Source organism: Enterococcus sp. AZ084 (assembly GCF_051714905.1).
GTDB classification, from domain to species: domain Bacteria; phylum Bacillota; class Bacilli; order Lactobacillales; family Enterococcaceae; genus Enterococcus_B; species Enterococcus_B pernyi.
Window position 1 is genome coordinate 1,119,663 of record NZ_JBIOSS010000001.1, and the last position, 26,216, is coordinate 1,145,878.

A 26,216-nucleotide genomic window follows, 5' to 3' on the forward strand; every position below is an offset into this window, starting at 1 on the left:
CTGATTTGCTATTCCTACAAAGCAAAACAACAATGGTCCAGAAGCAATTTTTCTTTCTATCATAGCGTCAAAAATAGGCCTTAGAATCCAAAAATATGAGGATATTTTCGGGTTTTATGGCCTATTTCAGTCGAACACTGCAGGCTCAAGCTTTTATGGAGAATCTCTATCTATAAACATGGCGTTATGTTATGATAGCAAAGAAATGTTGGAATACAAAGGCCTTTTAGAAAAGGAGAAAAAGATGAACGAATTATTAGCAAATGTCTTTACCGCAATGGTGATAGACGAAAATGAAAAAAATTATTTTGTCCAAAAAAATGGACAAACTTTCCGTTTGAGCAAAGAGGAGGGAGAGCATACGATCGGCGAAGCAGTCGAAGGGTTTGGTTATCAGAATCAAAAACAAGAAAATCGTTTTACAACGGTGATCCCGAAGAGTCGCATTGGTCATTATGCTTTTGGAACAGTCACTTCTTCAAGAAAAGATCTAGGTGTCTTTGTTGATATTGGTTTACCGGATAAAGATTTTGTTGTTTCACTGGATGAGCTACCTACAATGACTGAGTTGTGGCCTAAAAAAGGGGATCAGTTGATGATCGCTTTGCGCGTCGACGCGAAAGATCGCATTTGGGGAAGTCTAGCAGAAGAAAGAATCTTCAAATCACTAAGTAAGCATGGTTCAGAAGAATTGAAAAACAAAAACATTTCAGGAATCGCTTATCGTTTGAAGCTGACTGGCACGTATCTGCTGACGGATGATTTTTATATTGGGTTCATCCATCCTTCAGAACGTTACCGCGAACCACGTTTAGGTGAAAAATTAGAAGGACGCGTAGTTGGGGCTAGACCTGATGGTGTGTTGAATATCTCTTTGAAACCACGTGCACACGAAGCGATCTCTGATGATGCACAAATGATCTTAACGATTTTAGAACGTTCAGCAGATCAACAAATCGCATTCACTGACAAATCAGATCCAGATGAGATCATGCGTGCCTTTGGGATCAGTAAAGGGGCATTTAAGCGAGCAATTGGTAATTTATTGAAACAAGGATTGATCAAACAAGAGGATGGCGTGACGAAACTAGCGAAAAAATCTAATTGAGAATGACTTGCATGTTTTTCTCGTCTAGCTTATAATAATTTTAATCTAGAACGGTTGATTAGATATCTTAATTATAATCATTATAAATTGTTGGGGTTGAGAAAATGGGCATGAATACAATGTCAGTAATGAAAAAAACAAAACAACAGCTACATGAATCTGGGTTTAAACTGACCCCACAACGAGAAGCAACCTTGCTCGTCCTCTTAGAGAACGAAAAAGAACACTTGTCAGCAGAAGAAGTTTTCTTTCTAGTCAAAAAGAAAAACTCAGAGATCGGTTTGGCCACCGTTTATCGGACGTTGGAGATTCTAACGGATCTAAAAGTCATCGACAAAGTTAGCTTCAATGATGGTGTGGCTCGGTATGATCTGCGAAAAGAAGGAGCCAAACATTTTCATCATCATCTCCTGTGCTTAGATTGTGGAACGATCGAGGAAGTCGAAGAAGATCTGCTAAGTGAAGTTGAACAAGTGATTGAACAGCGTTACCACTTTTTTGTCAAAGATCATCGTTTGACCTTTCATGGTATCTGCCAAGAATGCTATAATAAGAAAAAAGAAAGAAAGACCGTCTGAATTGATAGACGGCTTTTTCTTTGAAGTGTCTACTGAAAAATAGACTACCGAAACCAAAGGCTATCTGATATGATAAAGAAGCATGAGGTGAGAAGGATGGAAGAAGAAATTAATGAATATCTTCGCTATTTAAGTATCGAGCGTGGATTATCGTTCAATACTCGAAAAAGTTATGAACGAGACTTGAATCAATACTTGCACTATCTAAAAGAACACGAGATAACCTCTTGGCAAACAATTGATCGATTTGTCGTCATCCAATATTTAGAAACGTTGCATGCGGAAAATAAGGCTTCTGCAACGATTACACGTATGATTACAAGTTTAAGAAAATTCCATCAATTTTTGCGACAAGAACGGTATACAGAACAAGATCCAATGCAACACATCGAGACACCGAAGAAAGCCCAAAAGTTGCCAAGTACATTGTCTTTAAAGGAAGTAGAACGGCTGATCGAAACACCTGATACATCGAAAAGTTTAGGGATCAGAGATCGTGCTATTTTAGAAGTCATGTATGCAACAGGGATGCGTGTGAGTGAGTTAGTCGGAATGAAGTTAGGCGATTTGCACTTGTCTTTAGGGCTGGTTCAAACCTTAGGTAAAGGAGATAAAGAACGAATCATTCCTTTAGGCGATTATGCGATCCAATGGTTAGAACGTTATTTGGATGAGGTTCGTCCTTTACTAGTCAAAAATCCATCTGAAACCCACGTTTTTTTGAATCATCATGGTTCAGGTCTCTCTCGACAAGGAATATGGAAAAATTTAAAACAACTTGTTCGAGAAGCAGGGATCTACAAAGACGTGACCCCTCATACATTGAGGCATAGTTTTGCGACACATTTACTAGAGAATGGGGCGGATTTACGTACCGTTCAAGAACTATTAGGTCATGCAGATATTTCAACGACACAGATCTATACACATATCACGAAAAAAAGAATGACAGATGTCTACAAGCAGCATTTCCCAAGGGCTTAGTTTATAGGATGGTGAGAAAATGTTAACACATTATCGAAAAGAAAACCGAAAAATCGCGATGGGACTATTGAGCTTTCATAAAAAGTTAAATGCAGAATCAAGTTTACTAAAAGAGATCGATACCTATGAATCTGCTGAGGATTATGAACTTTTTTTCTATACGCCAGAAGATTCTACAAATATCCAAGGAATCATTGGTGTGCATTGGAATGATAAAGATCAGATGACGATTCACGATATTTCGTTGAATCCTTCCTACCGGGGGGAGAATATCGGGTTTCAAATGTTGAATGAATTGCAAGCAAAATACCCCGATGTGTTGATCCATCCAACAGATATCACAGAAGCTTATTTAAGTAGATGGATCAATGAAAATAAGGAAGAGTGAATGATGTGTCAGAAATCAATATCAAATTAGATGTCTTTGAAGGTCCATTAGATTTACTCCTTCATCTGATCCAAGATATGTCGATCGATATTTACGATATCCCGATCGCCACTATCACGGAACAATACATGAACTATATCCATACGATGAAGACGCTTGAGTTAGCTGTGGCAGGAGAGTACCTTGTCATGGCAGCAACACTGATGGCAATCAAAAGTAAGACATTATTGCCTATCCAAGAAGTAAGCAATGACGAAGAAGAATTTTGGGAAGAAGATCCTCGTGACGAATTAGTCAATCAGCTGTTAGAATACCGCAAATTCAAGTATGCAGCAGAGAAGCTTACTGAAAAGGCAGAAGAACGTAGTTTGTATTTCACAAAAGAACCTTCTGCAATCGATGAGTTATTGGGGCAAGAAAAACCATTGAAGCGTGGACAAGTGAAAAAAATCGATTTATTTCAAGCCATGCAGAAAATTTTAGAACGAAAGAAATTTGCTCAAAAAGAAGAAAAAACGATCGCACCTGATGATGCGACAATCGAAGAACGAATGACATTTATCCAACAGCGCATCGTCTCTCAAAAAAATGGCTGTTTGTTCGAATCTTTTTTTGAAACGCCTTCTAGAAACGAAGTCGTCACAACATTTTTGGCGATCCTCGAATTGATGAAAAATGGACAGATCGTGGCTCAGCAAGAAAAAAATTATGAATCAATCATGCTTTATCCAGCAGTAGGAGATACACAACATGACGAAATTAAGTGAACTTGAAGCAATCTTATTTATAGTAGGAGAAGAAGGAACGACGATCGAAGAATTGAGTGCCTTACTGACCTATACACGAGAAGAAACGACTGCTTTAGTGGCAGAGTTGGCAGCTAGTTATGAAGCAAATGACAACACAGCGTTACATCTTTTTGAAACAGAAAAACAACTCGTGCTGACTACCAAAAAGGAGTTAGCGCCGATCGTCAAAAGATACGTGCAAGGGACATCGAATACCTTGTCACAAGCGGCAGTCGAAACACTAGCAATCATTGCATATAAACAACCGATCACTAGAAGTGAGGTCGAGTTGATTCGTGGTGTTCAAGTTTCTGGCGCGATTCAACGCTTGACTGCACACCAACTGATCGAAGAAAAAGGGCGAGTCGATGGACCAGGTCGCCCGATCCTGTACGGGACCACAAGTCATTTTTTAGATTATTTTGGTCTGAGATCGCTAAATGAGTTACCCGATATTCAAGATATCGAACGTTCACTGGAAGAAGACGCACCCCTTGATTTATTTTTTGATGGCGTGCATGAAGGAGAAAACAGATAATGGAAAGATTACAAAAAGTAATTGCTCACGCAGGAATTACCTCTCGTCGTAAAGCCGAGGAATATATTTTGGCTGGTCGAGTAAAAGTAAATGGTCAAGTCGTCAAAGAACTTGGCGTAAAAGTTGGCAAACACGATACAGTGGAAGTCGACCAAGTGCCTATCTATCAAGAAGAATATGGCTATTATTTACTTTATAAGCCAAAAGGGGTCATTTCTGCTGTAGCAGATGACAAGGGCCGGAAAGTAGTGACAGACCTATTACCAATGGTCAAAGAGCGTATCTATCCAGTTGGACGTCTAGATTATGATACTTCTGGCATACTTTTATTGACGAATGATGGTGATTTTGCGCAACGATTGACGCATCCAAAGCATGAAGTTGATAAAGTATATGTTGCCAAAGTCAAAGGGATCGCCACTAAGTCAGCGCTGAACCCATTGACAAAAGGAATCAAAATTGAAGGAAAGAAAACGTCACCTGCAAAGTATGCCATTTTATCTGTTGATCCTCACACGAATCATAGTATCGTAGAATTAACGATCCATGAAGGCCGTAACCACCAAGTAAAAAACATGCTACAAGCCGTCGGGTTACCTGTGCAAAAATTAAAACGAGAAAAATATGGCGAATTGACCTTGCAAGGTTTACGTCCTGGTGAGTATCGTGAGCTCAATAAAAAAGAAATCAGTCAGTTATTGAATCAATCAAAATAAATAACTTACTTTTTGTAAGACTAAATACCTTGCTTTTTTGTTATGAAATAAGTATAATAAATTGGTAAACAAAAATTAGATATGGTTCGTCTTCAGGGGCAGGGTGAAATTCCCGACCGGTGGTTATAGTCCACGACCTACTTTTGCGAGTAGCTGAATCGGTGAAATTCCGATACCGACAGTAAAGTCTGGATAAAGAAGATAGAGCTTATTTGGCATACGTATGTACAAATGACTCTAACTCTATTTTCCCCTGCGAAAATAGAGTTTTTTTGTTTGTGTTTACGTGGTTGAATAGTTCGCTGAAGAGGAATCCCAACAGGAGGATTTCAACATGAAGAACACCCGAGTACAAAAAATGGTTGCGGTCGCATTATTTGCTGCAATCGGATTGGTTTTGCAATTTTTCTCATTTCCAATCATGCCAACATTTAGCTTTTTGAAAATCGATTTTAGTGATATCCCAGTTTTGATCAGCATGTTTTTATTTGGTCCGTTAGCGGGGATCGTTACCGCGTTTTTACGTTCGATCTTACATTTGATCATGACCGGTTTTAGTCCGGAGAATCTAGTTGGCGACGTCGCTAGTTTCTTTTCAACCGCGGTCTTTACTTTACCGATTTTCTACATCTTTAAAAGAAACAAATACCAAAAAGGAAAAAATCAAATTTTAGGCGTGATCAGTGGCACACTTGCACTAACCATTTTCATGAGTATTGCGAACTATTTTGTAATCACACCTCTTTATTTAACATTTTTAGGCCTAAACGCAACCCAAATGTTAGGTATGCCATTGGCAAATTACATTTTGATCGGTATTGTACCTTTTAACTTGATCAAAGGATTTATCGTTAGTGTGGCATTCCTTGTCTTACACGCCAAACTACTGCCTTGGTTGAGCAGAAAACAACACCAGTTAGAAAAACGGCATAGCGTTGTAAAATAAAAGTAAATGACTCTTTTTAAAAAAAGACTACGATAGCATATAATACAAAGAATACAAGTAAACTTGAAAGTAGGAGTTCCTACTTTCAAGTTTTTTTTATGAAAAAGGGCATTTTCAGTTATTTATATAGAGCCTAGATAGGTTATTTGGGAGGATAACAAATGACCAATCATAGGTATTCACCTAGCTAACACTCATTTTTTTAAAGTTTTTCTTAATATTTTGTTATGAAAAAAAATTCAATAACTGACATTGTGTAAGCGTTTTATAAATCGTGTCTGAGTATTTTTTGGCTTTTTGTATAAAAATGTATTTTATACGTTTTTGCGTGAAATTCTTCTCCTTTTGTTTGTTAGATGGACCTGATATAATAGACGACGGAAACGCTACAATTAGTATGAATAAAGCATTTCAACTAAATAATCAAAGGAGGGACAATAAACGAGGGTTTTGAATAAAATTTATCGAATCTACTAGTTATTATTTTTGTTCTTATCATCTTTTTGATAAAATACCGATGTGTCAAAGATTTTTGAAACGAGAAAGGAAGAAGAAAATGGAACAAACAACGAAGAAGAAATTTCAAATGCCTTCAGCGTACTCGGTCTTATTCATTATTATTGCCATTATCGCTGTACTTACATGGTTCATCCCAGCAGGACACTACAGTGTGGATGAAGCCGGTAATATCATTGCAGGGTCTTACGAAAGAGTCCAACAAAATCCACAAGGACTTTGGGATATCTTTATGGCTCCAGTCAACGGGATGTTGGGTGTACCAGCGGGTGAGTTAACAAAAGAAACACCTGCGGCAATTCCAATTTCCTTCTTTATCTTAATTGTTGGTGGTTTCTTAGGAATCATCAATAAAACTGGCGCATTAGATGCTGGGATCGCAACTGTTGTGAAACGCTTCAAAGGGAAAGAAAAAATGTTGATCCCTGTATTGATGCTTTTATTCGCTTTAGGTGGTTCAACTTATGGAATGGCGGAAGAAACGATTCCATTTTACGCATTATTGATTCCTGTTATGATGGCCGTCGGTTTTGATACTGTCACAGCGGTAGCCATCGTGTTGGTCGGATCTCAAGTGGGTTGTTTGGCATCAACGGTTAACCCATTTGCGACAGGAGTTGCATCACAAGCTGTTGGTATTTCAATGGGTGAAGGAATCGGGTTACGTTTCTTTATGTTCGTTGTCTTACTAGCAATCTCTATTATTTATGTGTATCGCTATGCGTCGAAGATCGAAAAAGATCCAACCAAATCTTTAGTATATAATCAGCGCGAAGAAGACATGAAACACTTTGATATCGAAGCAATCAATCGTCAAGAAATGATCACGAAGAAACAAAAACATGTCAATGTATTGTTCTTCCTTACTTTTGGTATCATGATCATTAGTTTGATTCCATGGACAACATTGAATGAAAACTTCACTATTTTTGAGTCATTGACAAATTGGTTAACTGGCCTACCTGTAATTGGAACTGTTTTAGGTAAAAACATGTTGCCTCTAGGTGATTGGTATTTCCCTGAAATCACAATGTTATTCTTAGTAATGTCAATCGTTGTGGCAATCACTTTTGGTATGAAAGAATCTGATTTTGTCAAAGAATTCTTAGCAGGTGCTTCAGACTTGATTGGTGTAGCAATCGTTGTTGCTGTTGCTCGTGGGATCCAAGTAGTGATGAACAACGGTTTGATCACAGATACGATCTTACATTGGGGAGAACAAGGATTAAGCTCATTATCATCAAGTGTCTTCTTGATCCTTACATTTATCTTCTATATCCCTATGTCATTCTTGATTCCATCAACTTCTGGCTTAGCAGCTGCGACAATGGGCATCATGGGACCAATGGGAGAATTTGCTGGTGTCGGTAAAGATCTAGTAATCACTGCTTACCAATCAGCATCTGGATTAGTGAACTTGATCACGCCAACTTCTGCTATCGTAATGGGTGCAATCGCCATTGCTCGCTTTGATATTTCCGTTTGGTGGAAATTCACTGGGAAGTTGATTGCCATCTTATTTGTTGCTATCTGTGTGATCTTAGGTGTAGCAGCAATGTTCTAATTCTAGACAAATGACAGCCAAAGTTCTATGATAAATGAAGAAACAATATCTATTGACTGAATAAAGAGACATGAATCCTTTATTCACCAAGTACGATGTATCACTTGTATGTAAGAGATCGTCGGTAGAAACAAGACCTTTGAAAAAACGAGTTACTCTGTTGATGAAATGGTGACTGAAGAATCCAGCGCCAAGAAATAAGCGACAAAACCCGAAACTTGGATTTTGGGTTTTGTCGCTTATTTCCGAAGGTGTTGGCTTTTTCACAGAAAATTTCGTAAATAGTGTCCTATTGCACTCGAGCAGATGTACATGTGGATCAAAGTAGTATTTTCTGCCGCCATCTTTTTTTTAAATAATGAGGAGGCAAAGTTGATGAAACAATTTGTAACAGAACAACATCATGAACAAGCATTAGAATCATTAAGTGAGTTGATTAGAATTCCTTCTGTGTTGGATGAATCTGATTCTGGAGAGGGACATCCTTTTGGGAAAAAAGTTGTAGAAGCTTTAGATAAAGTGTTAGAAATCAGTGAAGGATTAGGTTTCAAAACATTTAAAGATCCCGAAGGCTACTATGGTTATGCAGAAGTAGGCTCAGGAGACGAGTTATTTGGTATCTTATGCCATATGGACGTTGTCCCTGGAGGCGATGAAAAAAACTGGGAATCTAAACCTTTTGAGCCAACGATCAAAGATGGTTGGTTAGTTGGCCGTGGCTCCCAAGACGATAAAGGACCTTCGATTGCTGCAATGTACGCAGTGAAAGCATTGATGGATGCAGGGGTAGAATTTAATACGCGCATTCGTTTCATCTTCGGAACGGACGAAGAAAATCTTTGGCGTTGTTTAGATAAATACAATGAAAAAGAAGAAGGAATCACACAAGGCTTTGCACCAGATGCAGAATTTCCTTTGATCTATGCAGAAAAAGGTTTGCTACAAGCTTACTTGACCGGTCCTGGCACAAATGAATTCTCTGTAAATGCTGGTGGGGCACTAAACGTAGTGCCGGATTCAGCACCTTATTCAGGTGAAAAATTGGCAGAAGTGAAAGCAGCGTTGACCAAACATAACTTCGAATTTGAAGATCAAGGTGACTCGATCACAGTGCTAGGAAAAAGTATCCACGCAAAAGATGCAGCAGAAGGTGTCAATGCGATTTCTCGTTTAGCGATCGCTTTATCTGAAGTTTTTGATTTTGCGCCAATCAAGTTTTTAGGAGAATTAGTCCAAGAAAATGCGACTGGTGAAAAAGTAGTCGGAAAGACTGTTGACGAACAATCTGGTGAGTTGACGATGAACTTCGCTAGTTTAGAAATCACACCTGAGCAAACAAAAATCGGGGTGGACATGCGTATCCCTGTCACCTTAAAAAAAGATGAGCTTGTCGAAAAAATGACAGAAAAAATCAAAGCATACGATTTATCATATGAAGAATTTGATTTCTTGGATTCATTATACGTTCCTTTGGAGAGTGAATTGATCCAAAACTTATTAGGAACGTACCGTGATATCACAGGGGATATGACTGAGCCATTTGTTTCTGGTGGAGCAACCTTTGCTCGTACGATGAACCAATGTGTCGCTTTCGGTGCAATGTTCCCTGATACACCAGACTTCATGCACCAAGCCAATGAACGATGGGAACTAAGCAGTATGTACAAAGCGATGGAAATCTACGCAGAAGCGGTTTATCGCTTGTGTGGGAAGTAAGCCATTAGTTAGTTAAGAAGCAAAAGAAGAGTCATTAAAAGGACCCACCACTATTTTGAGAAACTTTATCAAAATAGTGGTGGATTTCTTTACCATCTAAACATCCATAATTAAGCAACAAGCGTAATAGCTATTTCACATACTCAGAAATTTGTTGGAATGTATATACTATGATAATATGTATCTACATATTGAATATATTATAAACAGAAAGGAAAAAAATTAATGGATAAAATTCGTAAATACAAAATCAGAAAATCTGGAAATAGTGATGTAACAACAATACCAAATGAAGTAAAAGAGTATATTGGAGTTAAAACTGGAGAGTCTATTAGTTATATATTTGATACAGATGGGGCAGTTAGGATAGTAAAAGCACAAGAGGAAATTGATATTGATACTATTGTCGACTCTGTGATGAATCAATATGATCAAGCATTGAAAGATTTGGTCGACCTATGATATATTTGACCTCAAAACACATCATAAAGATAAATGCTAAAGTAATTTTAGCATATTCTCAAGGGGGAACAATCGGTATAAAAGATGCAACTGCACTAGATATGGCAATAAATCAACCTGCACAGTCAGTTTTTGGCAGAGATTTGTGTCCTACGATATTTGATAAAGCATCTATACTTACAATCAATTTAGCTACAAAGCAACCTTTTCATAATGGTAACAAACGTACAGCATTTGTATCGATGATTACATTTTTGCAAGCGAATGGATATACAACAACTTTTACCCAACAAGAGGCAGTTAAATTCATTTTAGATATTACTACTAGTAAAAAAGAATTTGATGAATTAAAACGAACTGTCTCGACTTACCTAATTCGGTCAGGAAAAGTTAATCCAAAGTAGTTCCCACATCGATTTTCCAGTTGATTGATCGTTTCCTAGATTAAATGAGGCGAGTTCATGCACAACAGTGAATACATAAATTGAGTTTAATATAACAATGTAGGAAATCACCCCTATTTTGAGGAACTTTGTCAAAATAGGGGTGGTTTTTCATTGTCAGTTGTTCCTCCTTACAAAGATATCCAATAATAACATCTTACATAAAATCATTTGCAATTTTACCGTATTTTATTTAGTGTATAAGAGTATCAAATGAAAGATGACGGAAGGTGATGTTTTTGAAAATATTCAAACGAGTCCTGATAGGATTAGTGATCGTACTGGGATTAGGTGCTATTGGAGGTTATTTTTATTGGCAACAAAGTGTGTACGAACCATCGACTCAAGCAGAGCAATCATTTAAGCAAGGAATAGATAAAGAGGATTATTTATTATTCGAATCGCAAAAATCGGCGGAACATCCAATGGTGATTTTTTATCCTGGTGCGCTTGTCGAACCAGAAAGTTATAGTATATGGGCAGAGCAACTAGCAGAAAATGGCTACACGGTAGCCATTGCTAAAATGCCTTTTGAACTGGCGATCCTGAGTGGCAACAAAGCAGACAAAATCAGAGAGGATTTCAAAGATCAAGATTTTGTGATTGGAGGACATTCTTTAGGTGGGGTGATGGCAAGTCGTTATGCTAATGCAAATCTGGATGATGAACGATTAAAAGGTATTTATTTCATGGCAAGTTATCCGGATGAAAAGGGGACATTGGCAAAAACTGATTTACCGGTCATCAGTATCACCGGAAGTGAAGATGAAGTCATGAACCAAGAAGCAGCTGATGAAGCAAAAGCTTATTTACCTGAACAAACAGAATTTGTTTCCATCGCTGGAGGGAACCATGGCGGATTTGGTAGTTATGGTCATCAAAAAGGTGATGGTGAAGCAACGATCAGTAATGAAGACCAACAAACAGCAATCGTCACGACCATGATGAATTGGCTGAATCAAATCAAGTAAGAGCGTCACTTTTCGGACCGACGAAAAAAATGATCCGTTTATAATTGAAAATTTCACAAGCTGATCGGCGGATACAGACGTCTCAAAGGAAGCTCCTAGAAAAATAAGGCGTCACCCACAAAAAAATTTAAGAATCATTTTCGTGGATGACGCCTTATCACTTGAGGGGAATACGATTATCTCATCTATTTTGTAACATAGAAAAAACAAGTAGATCATCGGAGAGTCCTGCTAAAAGTTAGTTGTAAGAGAGCGGTCAATTTTCTTTTTCCAATAAGATTGCTCGAACCGGACATTTTTGATAAGCTTTGGTTACGTTGGCTTCTTCTAAAGGCTGAACGAATTGTTGATGTGCTTCTGGTTCTTGTGCAAATAAGACGATTCCTTCTTCATCATAATCAAAGATATCAGGCGCCTCGATTTGACATAGACCACATGCGATACAACGTTCAGGAACTAATTTACATAATAATGACATATTCACCATCCTAACGTAAGGGGATTACTATGACTGAGTTTATTTTATCTTTATTTTCTTCAAGTGACAAGTTACGAGCAAGCTCACTCTATCAATTATTAAGTGGCAAGCGTACATCCTCGGTACTACTTTTTGGCTTTTTTCAGCGATTATTAGTTGTTCATGGTTGTTTTCCTTCACTTGAACAAGCAACGTTTGATAAACAGATCCAACAGATGATAGATGAGGGATTATTAAAGTGGGAAGACCGAGAGTTGCAACTGACGAAAAAAGGGGAAATGCAAAGAAAAAATAAATCCCTCCTTGGACTACACTATGATAAGTATGGACGTACAGCTACTGTTAGTTGGCGTTTGCTGAAATTCTCTGTACAAGTCGTCTCTCACTTATCCGCCAATGAAACAGCTTATTTACCAGTAGAGACGGGTCCTTTTTATGCTTACCAAGTTAAGAGATGGTTGAAGGAAGCAACGTGTACCAAAACGGAGCTGGTTGCTCAAGTATCAAAGGAACTTTCTACTATTTTTACTCTGATGCCAGACGAACAAGCGAACTTTTTAGCGAACCAATTTTCTGGTAAAAAGCAAACAGGCTTACTCGCGTACCAACTGACTACCCTTGAAGATGGCACAGCTCAGCAATTATTCCAAGATCAGTGTATCCATCGCTTATTAGCGATTATCGAACAGCATTCAGATTTCTTATTATACGATTTGCTTGCACCGTTGCTTAGACAAAATTATAATCAAAGCATGTTGACGACGAGAGCATTGATTTTATCTGGGGATTCGGTGGAGCAAGTGATGGTGAAACGAGGATTGAAGAAGGGCACGATCAATGACCATTTGATTGAGTGGGCCATCTTTTTTGATGATTTTCCTTTTGAACGACTGATCCACTCCGAGACAAGAAGATCTTTAGCTTCGTTGGAGCGACCACTTCTTACGCTAAGATATAAAGATCTTGAAGGACAAACGATCGATTACGGAGAATTTCGTTTGGCACAAATCGAGGCATTTAAAGGAGGGGATAAAAATGGATTTGCTTGATCCATTGAAACAGTACTTTGGTTTTACCTCTTTTCGCCAAGGACAGGAAGAGATCATTTCCACCTTATTGAATCAGAAAGATGTTTTAGCGATCCTGCCAACTGGTAATGGCAAAAGTTTATGTTATCAGTTGACTGGCTATTTGCAAGATGGGATGGTATTGATCGTTTCTCCGTTACTCTCTTTGATGGAAGATCAAGTAGGGCAATTGCAAAAACGAGGAGAGAAAAGGGTGGTTGCCTATAATAGCTTACTCACTAGAAGTGAGAAACAGTATGTGTTAGCTCATTTATCCGAATATAAATTTGTGTTTGTCAGTCCCGAGATGTTGCAGCAACCGGAAGTGCTTCATGCCCTGAAGCAACAAAAAATCTCGTTGTACGTAGTCGATGAAGCTCATTGCGTGTCACAGTGGGGCATTGATTTTCGACCTGAGTATCAATCTCTCGGAAGAGTCGCCAAAGAATTAGGATCACCAACTACTTTAGCTTTGACGGCAACAGCCACGCGACCGGTACAAGAAGAGATCGAACACATTCTCTTTCGCACAAAACCTGCCCTCGTCAAGCATTCAGTTAATCGAGAAAACATCTCATTATTTGTCTTTCATACAGATGAAAAAGACCAGCAATTACGTCAGTTGATGGCACAAGCAGACGGAGCAATGATCATTTATTGCGCGACTAAAAAAGAAGTCGAACGTCTTTATCAACTGCTTCGCAAAGACTATGCTGTGGGGTATTATCATGGAGGGCTAGATGCCTCACAACGCCGCCAACTTCAACAACAATTCAGTCAAAATCAACTGCAATTTTTGATTGCGACGAATGCGTTTGGTATGGGGATCGATAAAGCAGACATTCGGTATGTCATCCATTACGATCTACCAGATAGCCTGGAAAATTATATGCAAGAAATTGGTCGAGCAGGCCGAGACCAGCGACCTAGTAGCGCTGTGTTGCTTTACCGGCCAGGAGATGAAGGGATCCATTACTTTTTCCAACAATTATCTAAAGAACAACGCCAGATTTTCGAAGAACATCTGTCAACTGGGCAAACAGAGGCGCCCCAGTTCGATGAGATCCAGCAAAAATGGCTGATGCTGGTAAATGAAATGCAAAGTCCTGATACATGGCTTCTGCAATTAAAAAAACAAGAACAAGTCAAAATCAAGCAACTACAGCAGATGCTTGCTTATATCCATACAACATCATGTAGACGAGAACGTCTGATGGATTATTTCGGTGAAACCCTCAAAGAAAAACCTGAAAAATGTTGTGATCGAGATGGTGCGTCCTTATTTCATTCTGAAACTGGACATATTAGTCCAACCGTAGAAGCAACAGACTGGCAAACCATTTTACTAAATTTATTTTAAAAAAATGGTGCGAGGTATTTTTTTCGTACAATCAAGATTATCCTATGGTATAATAACTAGGAAAGAATTTAGGAGGTCAATAAGGTGAGTAGAAAAGATAGACATCAATCATCAGAAAATAACGAAACACAAGAACCATGGGAGCAACCAATTTACGATACAGAGGATGAAGCATCTTCAAGAAGTACGCAAAGACAGCAAAAGAAAGGGAACACCCTGTTCTTATCGCTATTTTTGATTTTATTAGTTTTATGTATTGCCATTCCGGCAGGAGCTTACTTCTGGATCAGAAACGGATCAAGTAATAGTGCGACCGCTGCATCTTCTTCCTCTACGACTTCATCGATCGTAGAAAGTTCGACTGTAGAATCAACTGTAGAATCGACGACAGTTTCTAGTGAACCAACTTCTGATACACAATCAGTTGCTGGAGAAACAACACCCACGAGTGCTGTGACACCAGAAACAACACCATCTTCAACAGTAACAGAGCCAGAACAAACAACACCAAGCAGTGTGGCTCCACAAGAAACAACACCTACTTCAACACCAGAGGCAGGCACAGGTGTTTCAGGCTCAACCACAGTCGTTCAAGCGGGTGAAGGCCCTAGACAAGTAGCAGAACGCGCAGGCATTACAGTCGACCAATTGTTCCAATTGAACGGAATCGATCCAAACAACTACATGTTATATCCAGGACAAGAACTTAGAGTTCAATAAATGGAGTTAAAAAGATAATACTGAAGAGTTGTTTTTCCTCAGAGTATCTTCATAAAATGTAATTAAATAAGGAGCAGTGGCTTGAGCCACAGCCCCTTTTTTTTGAGAAAAGGGAGTTTATGAAAAATGACACGAATTAGTATCGCAATTGACGGTCCTGCCTCTTCAGGCAAAAGTACGGTAGCTAAAATCATCGCAAATGAATTGAACTATATTTATACAGATACGGGCGCGATGTATCGTGCAGTCACTTACTTGGCAATCAAACATCACATTGCTTTTTCAGATGAAACAGAGTTAGTCGATTTGATCAACAAACACCCGATTTCATTTGAGCAAATGGCGGATGGACAACATGTCTTTGTAGCTGGGCAAGACGTTACTTCAGATATTCGACAACCAGACGTTACACGAGCGGTCTCTGAAGTAGCTGCGCATTCAAAAGTACGCGAAGCTCTTGTTGCGATCCAGAAAAAAATCGGTGAAGATGGTGGTGTCGTCATGGATGGTCGAGATATCGGTACCGCTGTTTTACCAAAAGCCGAAGTGAAGATTTTCTTGGTAGCCAGCGTATCTGAACGGGCACAAAGACGACACAAAGAAAACCTTGAAAAAAATATTCCGACAGACTTAGAAGAATTGACAAAAGAAATACAAGCACGTGATGAATATGACTCTACTAGAAAAGTTTCACCCCTGAAGCAAGCAGAAGATGCGATACGGATCGATACAACCGGAAAAACGATTCAAGAAGTTGTCCAAGCGATCAAAGAAGTGATTCAACAAAAAGGATATTTTCTTGACTAAATAGAAAAAAAGCGAAGAATCCGACCATTTTAATGGAAAACAAACGAAATCGCTTTATTTTTTTTAAATAATCAATTAAACTATAGGCAGTACCGTAGTTAACGGCAGAATGTTGGTTAGGAGGACAAGTGTTATGACAGAATTTGAACAAAATCAGACAGATAACAACCAATCTATGGAAGATGCAATGAATAGCGTTCAAGAAGTGAGCGTTGGCGATGTCGTCAAAGGAGAAGTTTTAGTCATTGAAGACAAACAAGCCATCGTTGGAATCGAAGGAACGGGTGTTGAAGGCGTAGTTCCTGCAAAAGAATTATCTACTTTACCGGTTGAAGATATCAACGAAGTGGTAAAGGTTGGCGATACGTTAGATCTAGTCGTGATCAGCACGATTGGTAAAGACAAAGAAAACGGAAGTTACCTTTTATCAAAACGACGCTTAGATGCGAAAAAAGTTTGGGAGGATATCGAAAAAGATTTCCAAGCTGGAAACATCATCGAAGCACCAGTGACAAATGTAGTTAAAGGTGGTTTAGTTGTCGATGTCGGTGTTCGTGGATTTGTTCCGGCATCAATGGTAGAAGATCATTTTGTCGCTGATTTTTCTGAATACAAAGGAAAAACGATGACATTCAAAATCGTTGAAATCGAACCATCAGAAAATCGCTTGATCCTTTCACACAAAGCAGTCGTTGAAACAGAAAAAGAAGCACAGAAAAAAGAATTACTATCAACTATCCAAGAAAATGACGTGATCGAAGGACGCGTTGCTCGTATCACAGATTTTGGTGCGTTTGTTGATTTAGGCGGCATCGATGGATTAGTACACGTTTCTGAGATTTCTCACGGACATGTTGCTAAACCGGGTGATGTTTTAGCTGTTGGCGATGAAGTGAAAGTCAAAGTTCTTTCAATCAATCCAGAACAAGGACGTATCTCATTATCGATCAAAGACACATTGCCTGGACCTTGGACAGATATCGAAACAAAAGCTCCAGTAGGCGCTGTACTTGAAGGTAAAGTGAAACGATTAACTAGCTTTGGTGCCTTTGTTGAAGTATTCCCAACTGTGGAAGGGCTTGTCCACATCTCACAAATCTCACATAAACACATCGCGACACCACATGAAGTGTTACATGAGGGCGATGATGTCCAAGTGAAAGTTTTAGAAGTCAATCCAGAAGAGCACCGGATTGCATTAAGTATCAAAGCATTAGAAGAAAAACCTGCTTCTGATAAAGAACCAAAAGAAGTTGAGTCTTATGAGTTACCTGAAGAAAACACAGGATTTACAATGGGTGACATCTTAGGCGAAGCCTTAAAAGGGGAAGTAGAAGAAACAGCAACAGATGATTCTGAAAAATAAATGAATGATCGTTCCCGAAGCGCGAATTTACAGCATCAAGGGAAGTTGTACATGTGTAAAACAAGTGGTCTGGGGATTACGCCCCAGACCATTTTCTTTTGTAATAGGCAGTGATCCAGAAAAATACTTGAATGTTCACCGATCTAAGCTTGAAAGTTCGCGAAGTATTCGGTACACTAAGTGAGATTGGAAACATGTGAGGAGGAAAAAATATGGCAAATCCAACAATTGCAATCGTTGGTCGCCCAAACGTCGGTAAGTCGACGATTTTTAACCGTATCGCCGGTGAGCGTATTTCGATTGTCGAAGATACTCCAGGAGTTACTCGTGATCGTATTTATGCTAAAGGGGAATGGTTAGGTCGTGATTTCAGTATTATTGATACTGGTGGGATCGACTTAGGCGATGAACCATTTATGGATCAAATCAAGCACCAAGCAGAAATCGCAATCGATGAAGCAGACGTAATCGTCTGTGTCGTCAGTGGCCGTGAAGGCATCACTGATGCAGATGAAGTCGTAGCAAAAATTTTATATCGCAGCAATAAACCGGTGATCTTAGCCGTTAATAAAGTCGACAATCCTGAAATGAGAAATGATATCTATGAATTTTATGCACTAGGTCTAGGTGATCCTTACCCTGTATCTGGAAGTCATGGATTAGGGATCGGGGATATCTTAGATGAGGCAGTGAAATTCTTTGATGAAGAAGCAGAAGAAGAAGAGGATGATACCATCAAATTCAGTTTGATCGGTCGCCCGAATGTAGGGAAATCTTCCTTGATCAATGCGATCCTAGGTGAAGACCGAGTGATCGTTTCGGACATCGAAGGAACGACTCGTGATGCTATCGATACGCACTTCGTCTCAGAAGACGGTCAAAAATTCATGATGATCGATACAGCTGGTATGCGAAAACGTGGAAAAGTTTATGAAACTACAGAAAAATATAGCGTGATGCGTGCAATGCGTGCGATTGACCGTTCAGACATCGTTTTAATGGTCTTGAACGCAGAAGAAGGCATCCGTGAACAAGACAAGCGAGTCGCCGGCTATGCCCATGAAGCGGGCCGTGGCGTGATCATCGTTGTCAATAAATGGGACCTAGTCAAAAAAGAAACGAACACGATGCGTGACTTCGAGCAAGAGATCCGTGAAGAATTCCGTTACTTAGACTATGCACCGATTCTATTTGTTTCAGCCGTAACGAAACAACGATTAGAACGTTTGCCTGAAATGATCGAAGAAGTCAGCATGAACCAAAACCTACGCGTTTCTTCAGCAGTCTTGAATGATGTGATCATGGATGCTGTAGCGATCAACCCGACGCCGACGGATAAAGGTAAGCGATTAAAGATTTTCTATGCAACGCAAGTGGCTGTCAAACCGCCGACCTTTGTTGTTTTTGTCAATGAAGAAGAATTGATGCATTTTTCTTATGAACGCTTTTTGGAAAATCAAATCAGAAAAGCATTTACGTTTGAAGGAACTTCGATCCGAATCATTCCACGTCGAAGAAAATAGGCATTTTACCATAGTGTACCGTTTTTTTCAAAAAAAATAAGCATATTTTTGTATTACGTTTTTATGACTAAAAAAAGCGGTTAAATAATGCCAAAAACCTTGCTATTAAGCGATTCATATGATATCGTGATAACAGAATATTGAAACTTAATCAATATTTCTTATAAACTTCTGGACCACTCAGAAAGTTTTTAAACTAAAATGATGTTCCTATCATATCTCTTGTTGGAGGAGGTGAATCTATCCATGGCAAATAAAGCAGAATTAATCGAAAAAGTTGCTTCAGCTACAGATTTAACTAAAAAAGACGCAACTGCAGCAGTTGACGCTGTATTTTCAACTATTCAAGATGCTTTAGCTAACGGCGAAAAAGTTCAATTAATCGGTTTTGGTAACTTTGAAGTACGCGAACGCGCGGCTCGTAAAGGACGTAATCCACAAACTGGTGAAGAAATCGAAATCCCAGCTAGCAAAGTACCTGCATTTAAACCAGGTAAAGCATTGAAAGACGCTGTTAAATAAGACAGTTGAAAAAGCGCTTGTGGCTACGGCTACAGGCGCTTTTTTTTATATAGATGGATAAAAGAGGCGGAAAGCAGTAGAAAGGCAACAACCAAATAGTTCAGCAACCAAATGGAACTCGTTACATATCAAATAAAAGAATAGAGTTGATCAAAAAAGGCATGGGTTCATTAACAAGTTTTTCTTATTCTTTTTTTATTTTACTTACTAATGGTAAAATAAAAGAAAAGGGGAGGGCAACATGGAGTTATCCTATCGCTACCAACAAGAAGAAACAACAATCTTTTATGGGGAAACATTTGTCAGTCAGTTGAAAAATGAATCGATTGATCAAGCGATTCTTTTTTTGACGAACCAACGTTATTATGATCTATACGCTGAGAAAATGACACAGTCATTCACGAACAAGTTAGCGATTGATTGGTATATTTGTGGCAATACGCAGTGTAATCAATTATCTGAATTGCATAGCCTCTTGTCCTATGCGAGACGCTATCCCGAAAATCGACCGCTTTTAGTAATCGGTTTTGGCAATGAGGGAGTTATGGAGTTGGCGGGCTTCTTTCAAAAACATACGTATCTTCAGACTACACTTTGGTTGATCCCCGTCTCGATCCGCTCCATGGCACGAGCACTTAATCCTCAATGCGAGATATTACATGGGTCGAACGAATCGGCTCTTCAAACGACGAACCTTCCAGAACGGATCATTTATGATCGGACGATCAGTGAAAAACAAATCGAAGGGAAACAAATCGATTTTTTGATTTTTATCTGTTGTGGGTTAGTCTGTGATCATCCGTTTCTTCAAAATCTTTACAAAAATTATCCGAATCGCGAAAAATTATTCAATCGTCCTTTTGCTGGCATGCTAGAAGAAATCATTTATTTTTATCAAGAAGACGCTGAACAAGTGGCAAATTATGGTAAACTATTTGAGCAAGCTTTTTATCTGACTGAAAATAGTCATTTGCTTTCCGCCAGTATGAAAAAATTTTTAGGTATCTTGATGCAACTTATCTGGAATTCAGAAATCAAGTCGCTTTCTTTCCAATTGAAGAATTTTTTTATCTGGCTGCAGTATCTAGGCTATCCAATTATTTGGCCTGAAGAGATATCAAAAATGGATTATCTAGAAAATGTGCTGGTTTTAGCAGAAAAGAGCAAAAAAATTCTCGTTTTGGAAAAAATTGGTATAATAGATGGATATCAATTGCCAAACGAGCAAGAACTATTGAAAACAATGGCGTCCTATGAAAGGATCGTTCAAGAGATTAGAGGGATTTAGATGATGACAAATAGTGAAAAAATGCTACAAGCATTAGCAGACGAAAATTTGACAGAAGCAAATGAATATTTGGCAAAGGCGCTCCAAGAAGATCCGGCTGATGTGTTACATGAGTTAGGAGAAGAATTATTAGCCATCGGTTTTTTAGAAGAAGCAAAAGCAATTTTTGAACATCTGCTAACTGTATCGCCTGAAAATGATGAATGGAATATTCCGTTGGCAGAGATTGCTATCGAAGACAATGAGATCGATCAGGCATTTGACTATTTAGAAAAAATCCATCAAGATAGTGAGTACTATCCACAAGCACTATTAGCAATCGCTGACTTGTACCAAGTAATCGGTATTCCTGAAGTAAGTGAAGCAAAATTGAAAGAAGCAGCGAAGCTATTACCAGAAGAACCATTGATTCAATTTGCATTGGCTGAATTATATTTTTCAGTTGACCGTTTCAATGAAGCTTCTGCACTTTACGAAATGTTGTTAACAAATGGTATAGAAGAAATTTCTAGTATTTCCATGCAAGAACGCTTAGGACAATCGTTGAGTATGCAAGGGGATTTTGAAGCAGCAATCCCACCACTGGAAGCAGCTTTAGCCGAAGAGCGGACAGATGATCGTTTGTTCCAATTAGCGTTCACGAATCTACAATTACATGAGAACGAAAAAGCTATCAATTATTTGCAAGAGTTACGGGAATTGAATCCACAGTATCAATCCTTATACCTTTATCTAGGTCAAGCCCTTCAAGAAGAAGAGATGATCGAAGAAGCACAACAAGTCTTAGAAGATGGTATCAAAGAGAATCCATTCCAAGTAGAGCTTTATCACTTAGCTTCTGAAAATGCGTTTCGTTTACACGACACAGAAAAAGCAGAGCAATTATTACTTGATGCTTTGAATGTCGGTGACAAGCAGGATGAGACATTGTTGACGTTGAGTAATCTTTACTTGGATCAAGAACGTTATGAAGACGTTGTTCAAACAGTCAACCAAATGGAAGAAGTTGCTAATCCTTATGCAGAATGGAACCTCGCTCATGCCTATAATCAATTAGAAGATTTTGCGGTAGCAGCAGTCCACTATGAACAAGCAGCCCATGAATTAGATCATGAGCCAGATTTCTTGAAAGAATATGCTTTATTCTTACGTGAAGAGGGCCAATTAGCAAAAACACGAGAATTATTGGAACAATATTTAACTTATGAACCAGGGGATATGGAGGTATTGTCGCTATTAGATGATTTAACAGAGAGGTGATGAATATGTTGATTGATGTTAAAGAAAAGAAGAATTTCTTAACTTGGATGGTTAACCATGTCTCTTTCAGTCGTAGAGAAGTATTTTGGATTTTGAACTATCTGGCAAATCATGAAGCAATCTTACACAATGTGCGTTTTGTTGAAGGTGCAAACTTAACAAGACGTGGTTTACAGATCACCGATCTTTCCTATGAAGGTGAGCCGATGAAGCTATTTTTAGATGGAAAGGAATTTACTGACACTGATCAGATCTTCCACGAAATCCGTCTGAATTGGAAAAATCCACTCTATGTCGAATGCCTTTTTGAAAATGCGTGGCAAACGAAAGAATATTTAGCCATCATCGAAGATAACCCGTTAGCCTCATGGGAAGATGCAATCAGCGAAGAATCAACAGAATTAATCGAGCATTATTTCCAAGAAAAAGAGCAAGCAGCAAAACTAAACATGCTTTACCAACAGATCGATCAGGCATTAGAAGAAGGCGATAAAGATGCGTTTCTTGAACTATCTGATGAAGTGAACCGCATGATCCTTCAAGCGCCACAGAAGAGTAAGAGCTGAGTGTGGGGAAAGCTGACCATGGAAAAGTAACAGTATGATAAGTAAGTATCTATAGTGAAAATATATATAATAAAGTCTAGGCTTCCTTCCGAGTAATATTCGTAAAGGAAGCCTAGTTTTTATTAAGTTTTTTAGATCAACAAAAAATGGATTTCAATAACAAAATTTCTTAAAAAGCTTATTATAATCAAATTTGTTCCAGAATATCTCTGGTCGCTTCCCTAAATTCCTTTGGTTGATCCGTATGAACGAAATGTCCAGAGATCTTTACATATTCTAGATTTTTGGAAGGTGCGTTGATCTGTTAGAAATGTATACATATTTGATTCCAGTGATATTTTCGGATAGTAATATAGGCTCTCTTAAATATTATCAGTTATATTTTAACAGAATTAGGCAGAAGTCGCCCATCCTCTATAGGTGGGTGATGAATGCCGTTCGGTATGAGGGTTACCGTTGGTAACTCGAAGACCGACAACTAAGGCGTATTGCTTTTTTATTTTGTCTCATGTTAAAATCAGTCTATACAAGAAATGAGTTGATATAACATGGAATTAGACACAAATAACCATTCAGTATTTCTTCTTTATTATCACCTTGTTTTAGTAACGAAATATCGTAGACAAGTAATTGATAATGAAATATCTAACTACGCTAAAGCGACTTTTGAAAGAATCTCAGAATCGTATCACATCACTTTAGTTGAGTGGAATCATGATAAAGACCACGTTCATATTATGTTCAAAGCTCAACCAAAAACAGAATTGACAAAATTTATCAATGCCTATAAAAGTGCTAGTTCACGTTTGATAAAGCGCAATTATCCAAGAATCAAACAATTTCTTTGGAAAGAAATGTTCTGGTCAAAAAGTTTTTGTCTTTTGACAACTGGTGGAGCACCAATTGATGTGATTAAGAAATATATTCAAAATCAAGAAAACAATCATAAATAGAAAGCAGGCGAGCTTTATGGAGCGACTAAAAGCATATAAATTTAGAATCTATCCAACAGAAGAACAAGAAACCTTCTTTGCTAAGTCTTTTGGCTGTGTCCGTAAGGTCTACAATCTAATGCTTGATGACCGAATGAAAGCTTATAAAGAAACTAGGAAAAATTCCTCTAAAAAAATGAGTTTTCCAACGCCTGCAAAATATAAGCAAGATTTTCCGTTCTTGAAAGAAGTGGATAGTCTTGCTTTAGCAAATGCACAACTCAACCTAGATAAGGCGTATAAGAACTTCTTTCGCGATAAGTCCGCCGGATTTCCTCGTTTCAAAAGCAAGAAAAATCCAGTTCAAAGCTATACGACTAACAATCAAAATGGAACAATCGCTTTGATTGATAATCAATTTGTCAAACTTCCTAAGTTGAAGTCGTTAGTTAAAATTACGCTCCATAGACAACCTAAAGGTCTGATCAAATCCGCTACAATATCACGTCATTCTAGCGGTAAATATTATATTTCTTTATTGTGTAAAGAAGAAATAGCTGAGCTTTCTAAAACTAATTCCGCTATTGGAATTGACCTTGGTATAACTGATTTTGCAATCCTTTCTAATGGTCAAAAGATTGATAACAATAAATTCACGTCAAAAATGTCAAAAAAACTAAAACGTGAACAACGTAAGTTGTCAAGACGTGCATTATTAGCTAAACAAAAAGGTATCAATCTGTTTGAAGCTAGAAATTATCAAAAACAAAAACGTAAAATAGCACGACTACATGAAAAAGTAATGAATCAACGCAATGACTTTCTAAACAAGTTGAGCACAGAGATTATCAAAAACCACGATATGATCTGTATAGAAGACTTAAATACAAAAGGTATGTTGCGTAATCATAAACTAGCAAAAAGTATTTCGGATGTTTCATGGTCTAGTTTTGTGACTAGGTTACAATACAAAGCTGACTGGTACGGTCGAAATATTATCGAAGTGGATAAGTGGTTCCCATCTAGTCAAATCTGTTCGAATTGTGGACACAAAGACGGCAAGAAATCTCTAGAAATTCGAGAATGGACTTGTCCTGTTTGTCATGTTCATCATGACCGAGATATCAATGCTAGTATCAATATTCTGACCGAAGGTCTAAGACTACATTCTATGGGATTAGCTTAGATCCAATCATCAAAAACCGTAGGAACTACGGGGATAGCTTGGTAAATAAGAGAAACCGCTGTGAGTAAAGAAATACGCTTGCAAGTATGCTCTATTCCCAAGAAGCTCCCACTTCAAGCGTTAAAAACCGGTAGGTTTAGCTAAGTGGTGAGTAGTTCACATAGTTCATCTATCTTTCATTCTGTGCAAAAAAAATATGAAACGATAAAGCCATTGATCAAAAAAGATGTGACATAAGTATCCAGCTATGGCAAATAAGCGTGAATCCCAAAAATTTGAAGAGCCATTTTCGTTTTTCACGCTTATTCATGAAGGTAAGCTTGTGGAGCACCATATATTCGGTTTTAGGAAGCACAAAACGCCTGATCGCCCAGGTACTTCTGAATGAACTGAGAATATCTCTAAGTAGACATGTGCAACTCCTTGATCACGAAGTACGCAGAACTACGTTATTCTATATACGTAGAAAGCTTCAGTATCAGGTTGCTTGATTCAAAATCATTCTGTTATTTTTTTAAACCGCCTCGTTTGTGGTTTAAGATACGTAAAGCCTTCTCCTTCTACTTCATGGACATTTAGAATTGAAAGAAAGGCATGTTCGTCAATTTCATGAATGATCCGTTTTACTTCGTTTAATTCCCTGGCACTTACCACCATATAGATCATTTTTTTATCGACACCAGAAAAGCCACCTTCTCCATGCAAGAATGTGACACCACGTTGTAAGCCGGTCATCAATAAAGGTGCAATTTCCTCACTTTTATTTGAGACCACCAGAATCCCTTTGGCAGAGTAGCCGCCATCAAGGATAAAATCGATGACACGACTAAATACATAGGAAGCGATTAACGTGTACATCATCCGCTTCAAATCGATATAAGTTAATGAAGCAAGTAAAACGATGACATCAAAAGCTAAAAGGGAACGTCCCATCGAGATTCCATGATTTTTTTCAAGTATCCGAGCGATGATGTCACTTCCTCCTGTAGTACCTCCCATACGATAAACGATCCCGCTGCCGACACCGGCAATCAGTCCTGCAAGTAAAGAGACGATCAGTAAATCATGCTCTAAGTTGATTTGTAAGGGAATCCTTTGCCAAATCCATAAGAAGACAGAAAGCGAGACAGTGCCTAAGACAGTATACGCGAGCGCACGTTTTCCTAAGATTTTTCCGCCTAGTAGGATCAATGGAATATTGATCAATAAAGTAGAATAAGCTGGATCGATATGAAAAAGAGCACGCAAAATCAGGGTAATACCTGAAACTCCACCCTCGGCTAGCTGGTTTGCGATATTCAAATAGACTAGTCCAAAAGCATAAATACTTGTTCCTAAAATAATAAAAAAAACTTCTTTCATTGTTTTCAATGATGTCATCGAATCCCCACTTTCTACTATATGATATGATTCATTGTGCAAC

27 protein-coding genes and 1 riboswitch are annotated in these 26,216 nt (G+C 38.4%); of the genes, 25 read left to right on the forward strand and 2 right to left on the reverse strand.

The features are described from left to right. The first annotated feature begins 244 nt into the window (after window positions 1-244). The 13 genes from IGI79_RS05275 to IGI79_RS05335 all read left to right on the forward strand — a co-directional run bounded on the left by IGI79_RS05275 (window position 245) and on the right by IGI79_RS05335 (window position 11,718). Window positions 245-1,108 carry a CvfB family protein gene (locus tag IGI79_RS05275; protein ID WP_065096604.1) on the forward strand — a complete coding sequence of 288 codons (864 nt, stop codon included), beginning with the start codon at window positions 245-247 and terminating at the stop codon, window positions 1,106-1,108. A gap of 104 nt (window positions 1,109-1,212) precedes the next feature. Continuing rightward, window positions 1,213-1,686: a ferric iron uptake transcriptional regulator gene (gene fur / locus IGI79_RS05280; protein WP_023519469.1), complete on the forward strand. Its 474-nt coding sequence runs from the start codon at window positions 1,213-1,215 to the stop codon at window positions 1,684-1,686. A 96-nt stretch (window positions 1,687-1,782) separates the two neighbouring features. Next, on the forward strand, window positions 1,783-2,670 hold the full coding sequence (gene xerD / locus IGI79_RS05285; protein ID WP_019723232.1) for a site-specific tyrosine recombinase XerD: 888 nt from the start codon (window positions 1,783-1,785) through the stop codon (window positions 2,668-2,670). 19 nt (window positions 2,671-2,689) lie between these two features. Then, complete coding sequence (locus IGI79_RS05290) at window positions 2,690-3,058, forward strand: GNAT family N-acetyltransferase (protein WP_019723231.1); 369 nt, start codon at window positions 2,690-2,692, stop codon at window positions 3,056-3,058. Next, on the forward strand, window positions 3,055-3,825 hold the full coding sequence (locus tag IGI79_RS05295; RefSeq protein ID WP_029594036.1) for a segregation/condensation protein A: 771 nt from the start codon (window positions 3,055-3,057) through the stop codon (window positions 3,823-3,825). The genes IGI79_RS05290 and IGI79_RS05295 overlap by 4 nt, the downstream gene beginning before the upstream one ends. After that, entirely contained in the window at window positions 3,809-4,384 is a 576-nt protein-coding gene (gene scpB / locus IGI79_RS05300; protein ID WP_195273948.1) for an SMC-Scp complex subunit ScpB, read from the forward strand. Before IGI79_RS05295 ends, scpB begins: the two co-directional genes overlap by 17 nt. Further along, the gene (locus IGI79_RS05305) at window positions 4,384-5,100 is read left to right on the forward strand and encodes a pseudouridine synthase (protein WP_010735779.1); all 717 of its coding nucleotides are present in this window, start codon (window positions 4,384-4,386) and stop codon (window positions 5,098-5,100) included. Before scpB ends, IGI79_RS05305 begins: the two co-directional genes overlap by 1 nt. An 84-nt stretch (window positions 5,101-5,184) precedes the next feature. Continuing rightward, window positions 5,185-5,307, forward strand: a riboswitch (FMN riboswitch). 127 nt (window positions 5,308-5,434) lie between these two features. Next, window positions 5,435-6,046, forward strand: coding sequence for an ECF transporter S component (locus IGI79_RS05310; RefSeq protein ID WP_019723230.1), 612 nt, complete (start codon window positions 5,435-5,437; stop codon window positions 6,044-6,046). 556 nt (window positions 6,047-6,602) lie between these two features. Continuing rightward, complete coding sequence (locus IGI79_RS05315) at window positions 6,603-8,126, forward strand: YfcC family protein (protein WP_010735777.1); 1,524 nt, start codon at window positions 6,603-6,605, stop codon at window positions 8,124-8,126. A 375-nt stretch (window positions 8,127-8,501) separates the two neighbouring features. Next, the gene (locus tag IGI79_RS05320; RefSeq protein WP_104775665.1) at window positions 8,502-9,842 is read left to right on the forward strand and encodes a M20 family metallopeptidase; all 1,341 of its coding nucleotides are present in this window, start codon (window positions 8,502-8,504) and stop codon (window positions 9,840-9,842) included. 225 nt (window positions 9,843-10,067) lie between these two features. Next, on the forward strand, window positions 10,068-10,304 hold the full coding sequence (locus IGI79_RS05325; RefSeq protein WP_104775664.1) for an AbrB/MazE/SpoVT family DNA-binding domain-containing protein: 237 nt from the start codon (window positions 10,068-10,070) through the stop codon (window positions 10,302-10,304). Further along, window positions 10,301-10,708, forward strand: coding sequence for a type II toxin-antitoxin system death-on-curing family toxin (locus IGI79_RS05330; RefSeq protein ID WP_019723228.1), 408 nt, complete (start codon window positions 10,301-10,303; stop codon window positions 10,706-10,708). The genes IGI79_RS05325 and IGI79_RS05330 overlap by 4 nt, the downstream gene beginning before the upstream one ends. Before the next feature lie 278 nt (window positions 10,709-10,986). Continuing rightward, complete coding sequence (locus IGI79_RS05335; RefSeq protein ID WP_029594035.1) at window positions 10,987-11,718, forward strand: alpha/beta hydrolase; 732 nt, start codon at window positions 10,987-10,989, stop codon at window positions 11,716-11,718. Window positions 11,719-11,974: 256 nt separating this feature from the next. Here IGI79_RS05335 and IGI79_RS05340 read toward each other — a convergent pair whose 3' ends face one another. Continuing rightward, the gene (locus tag IGI79_RS05340; protein ID WP_010735774.1) at window positions 11,975-12,196 is read right to left on the reverse strand and encodes a ferredoxin; all 222 of its coding nucleotides are present in this window, start codon (window positions 12,194-12,196) and stop codon (window positions 11,975-11,977) included. 29 nt (window positions 12,197-12,225) lie between these two features. Between IGI79_RS05340 and IGI79_RS05345 the strand changes: the two genes are divergently transcribed. The 12 genes from IGI79_RS05345 to tnpB all read left to right on the forward strand — a co-directional run bounded on the left by IGI79_RS05345 (window position 12,226) and on the right by tnpB (window position 24,793). Beyond that, the gene (locus IGI79_RS05345; RefSeq protein WP_104775663.1) at window positions 12,226-13,245 is read left to right on the forward strand and encodes a helix-turn-helix domain-containing protein; all 1,020 of its coding nucleotides are present in this window, start codon (window positions 12,226-12,228) and stop codon (window positions 13,243-13,245) included. Next, on the forward strand, window positions 13,232-14,623 hold the full coding sequence (locus IGI79_RS05350) for a RecQ family ATP-dependent DNA helicase (protein WP_104775662.1): 1,392 nt from the start codon (window positions 13,232-13,234) through the stop codon (window positions 14,621-14,623). The genes IGI79_RS05345 and IGI79_RS05350 overlap by 14 nt, the downstream gene beginning before the upstream one ends. Window positions 14,624-14,707: 84 nt before the next feature. Beyond that, window positions 14,708-15,343, forward strand: coding sequence for an SAG1386/EF1546 family surface-associated protein (locus IGI79_RS05355; protein WP_010735771.1), 636 nt, complete (start codon window positions 14,708-14,710; stop codon window positions 15,341-15,343). Window positions 15,344-15,469: 126 nt separating this feature from the next. Continuing rightward, a complete protein-coding gene (cmk, locus tag IGI79_RS05360; RefSeq protein WP_010735770.1) occupies window positions 15,470-16,150 on the forward strand; it encodes a (d)CMP kinase in 681 nt (226 codons plus the stop codon). Between the two features lie 133 nt (window positions 16,151-16,283). Further along, window positions 16,284-17,516, forward strand: coding sequence for a 30S ribosomal protein S1 (gene rpsA, locus IGI79_RS05365; protein WP_010735769.1), 1,233 nt, complete (start codon window positions 16,284-16,286; stop codon window positions 17,514-17,516). A gap of 212 nt (window positions 17,517-17,728) precedes the next feature. Continuing rightward, window positions 17,729-19,039: a ribosome biogenesis GTPase Der gene (gene der / locus IGI79_RS05370; protein ID WP_010735768.1), complete on the forward strand. Its 1,311-nt coding sequence runs from the start codon at window positions 17,729-17,731 to the stop codon at window positions 19,037-19,039. 246 nt (window positions 19,040-19,285) lie between these two features. Beyond that, window positions 19,286-19,561: an HU family DNA-binding protein gene (locus IGI79_RS05375; RefSeq protein ID WP_002290178.1), complete on the forward strand. Its 276-nt coding sequence runs from the start codon at window positions 19,286-19,288 to the stop codon at window positions 19,559-19,561. A gap of 241 nt (window positions 19,562-19,802) precedes the next feature. After that, window positions 19,803-20,849 carry a hypothetical protein gene (locus IGI79_RS05380; RefSeq protein WP_195273942.1) on the forward strand — a complete coding sequence of 349 codons (1,047 nt, stop codon included), beginning with the start codon at window positions 19,803-19,805 and terminating at the stop codon, window positions 20,847-20,849. Further along, entirely contained in the window at window positions 20,850-22,109 is a 1,260-nt protein-coding gene (locus tag IGI79_RS05385; protein WP_195273940.1) for a tetratricopeptide repeat protein, read from the forward strand. It begins immediately after the preceding gene. Window positions 22,110-22,114: 5 nt separating this feature from the next. After that, window positions 22,115-22,675, forward strand: coding sequence for a YpiB family protein (locus IGI79_RS05390; protein ID WP_029594129.1), 561 nt, complete (start codon window positions 22,115-22,117; stop codon window positions 22,673-22,675). 548 nt (window positions 22,676-23,223) lie between these two features. Beyond that, window positions 23,224-23,628: an IS200/IS605 family transposase gene (gene tnpA, locus IGI79_RS05395; protein WP_207463901.1), complete on the forward strand. Its 405-nt coding sequence runs from the start codon at window positions 23,224-23,226 to the stop codon at window positions 23,626-23,628. A gap of 16 nt (window positions 23,629-23,644) precedes the next feature. Beyond that, entirely contained in the window at window positions 23,645-24,793 is a 1,149-nt protein-coding gene (gene tnpB, locus IGI79_RS05400; protein WP_438845747.1) for an IS200/IS605 family element RNA-guided endonuclease TnpB, read from the forward strand. Between the two features lie 498 nt (window positions 24,794-25,291). On the opposite strand, the gene IGI79_RS05405 is transcribed toward tnpB, so the two are convergent. After that, a complete protein-coding gene (locus tag IGI79_RS05405) occupies window positions 25,292-26,173 on the reverse strand; it encodes a YitT family protein (protein ID WP_019723717.1) in 882 nt (293 codons plus the stop codon). Window positions 26,174-26,216 lie beyond the last annotated feature (43 nt).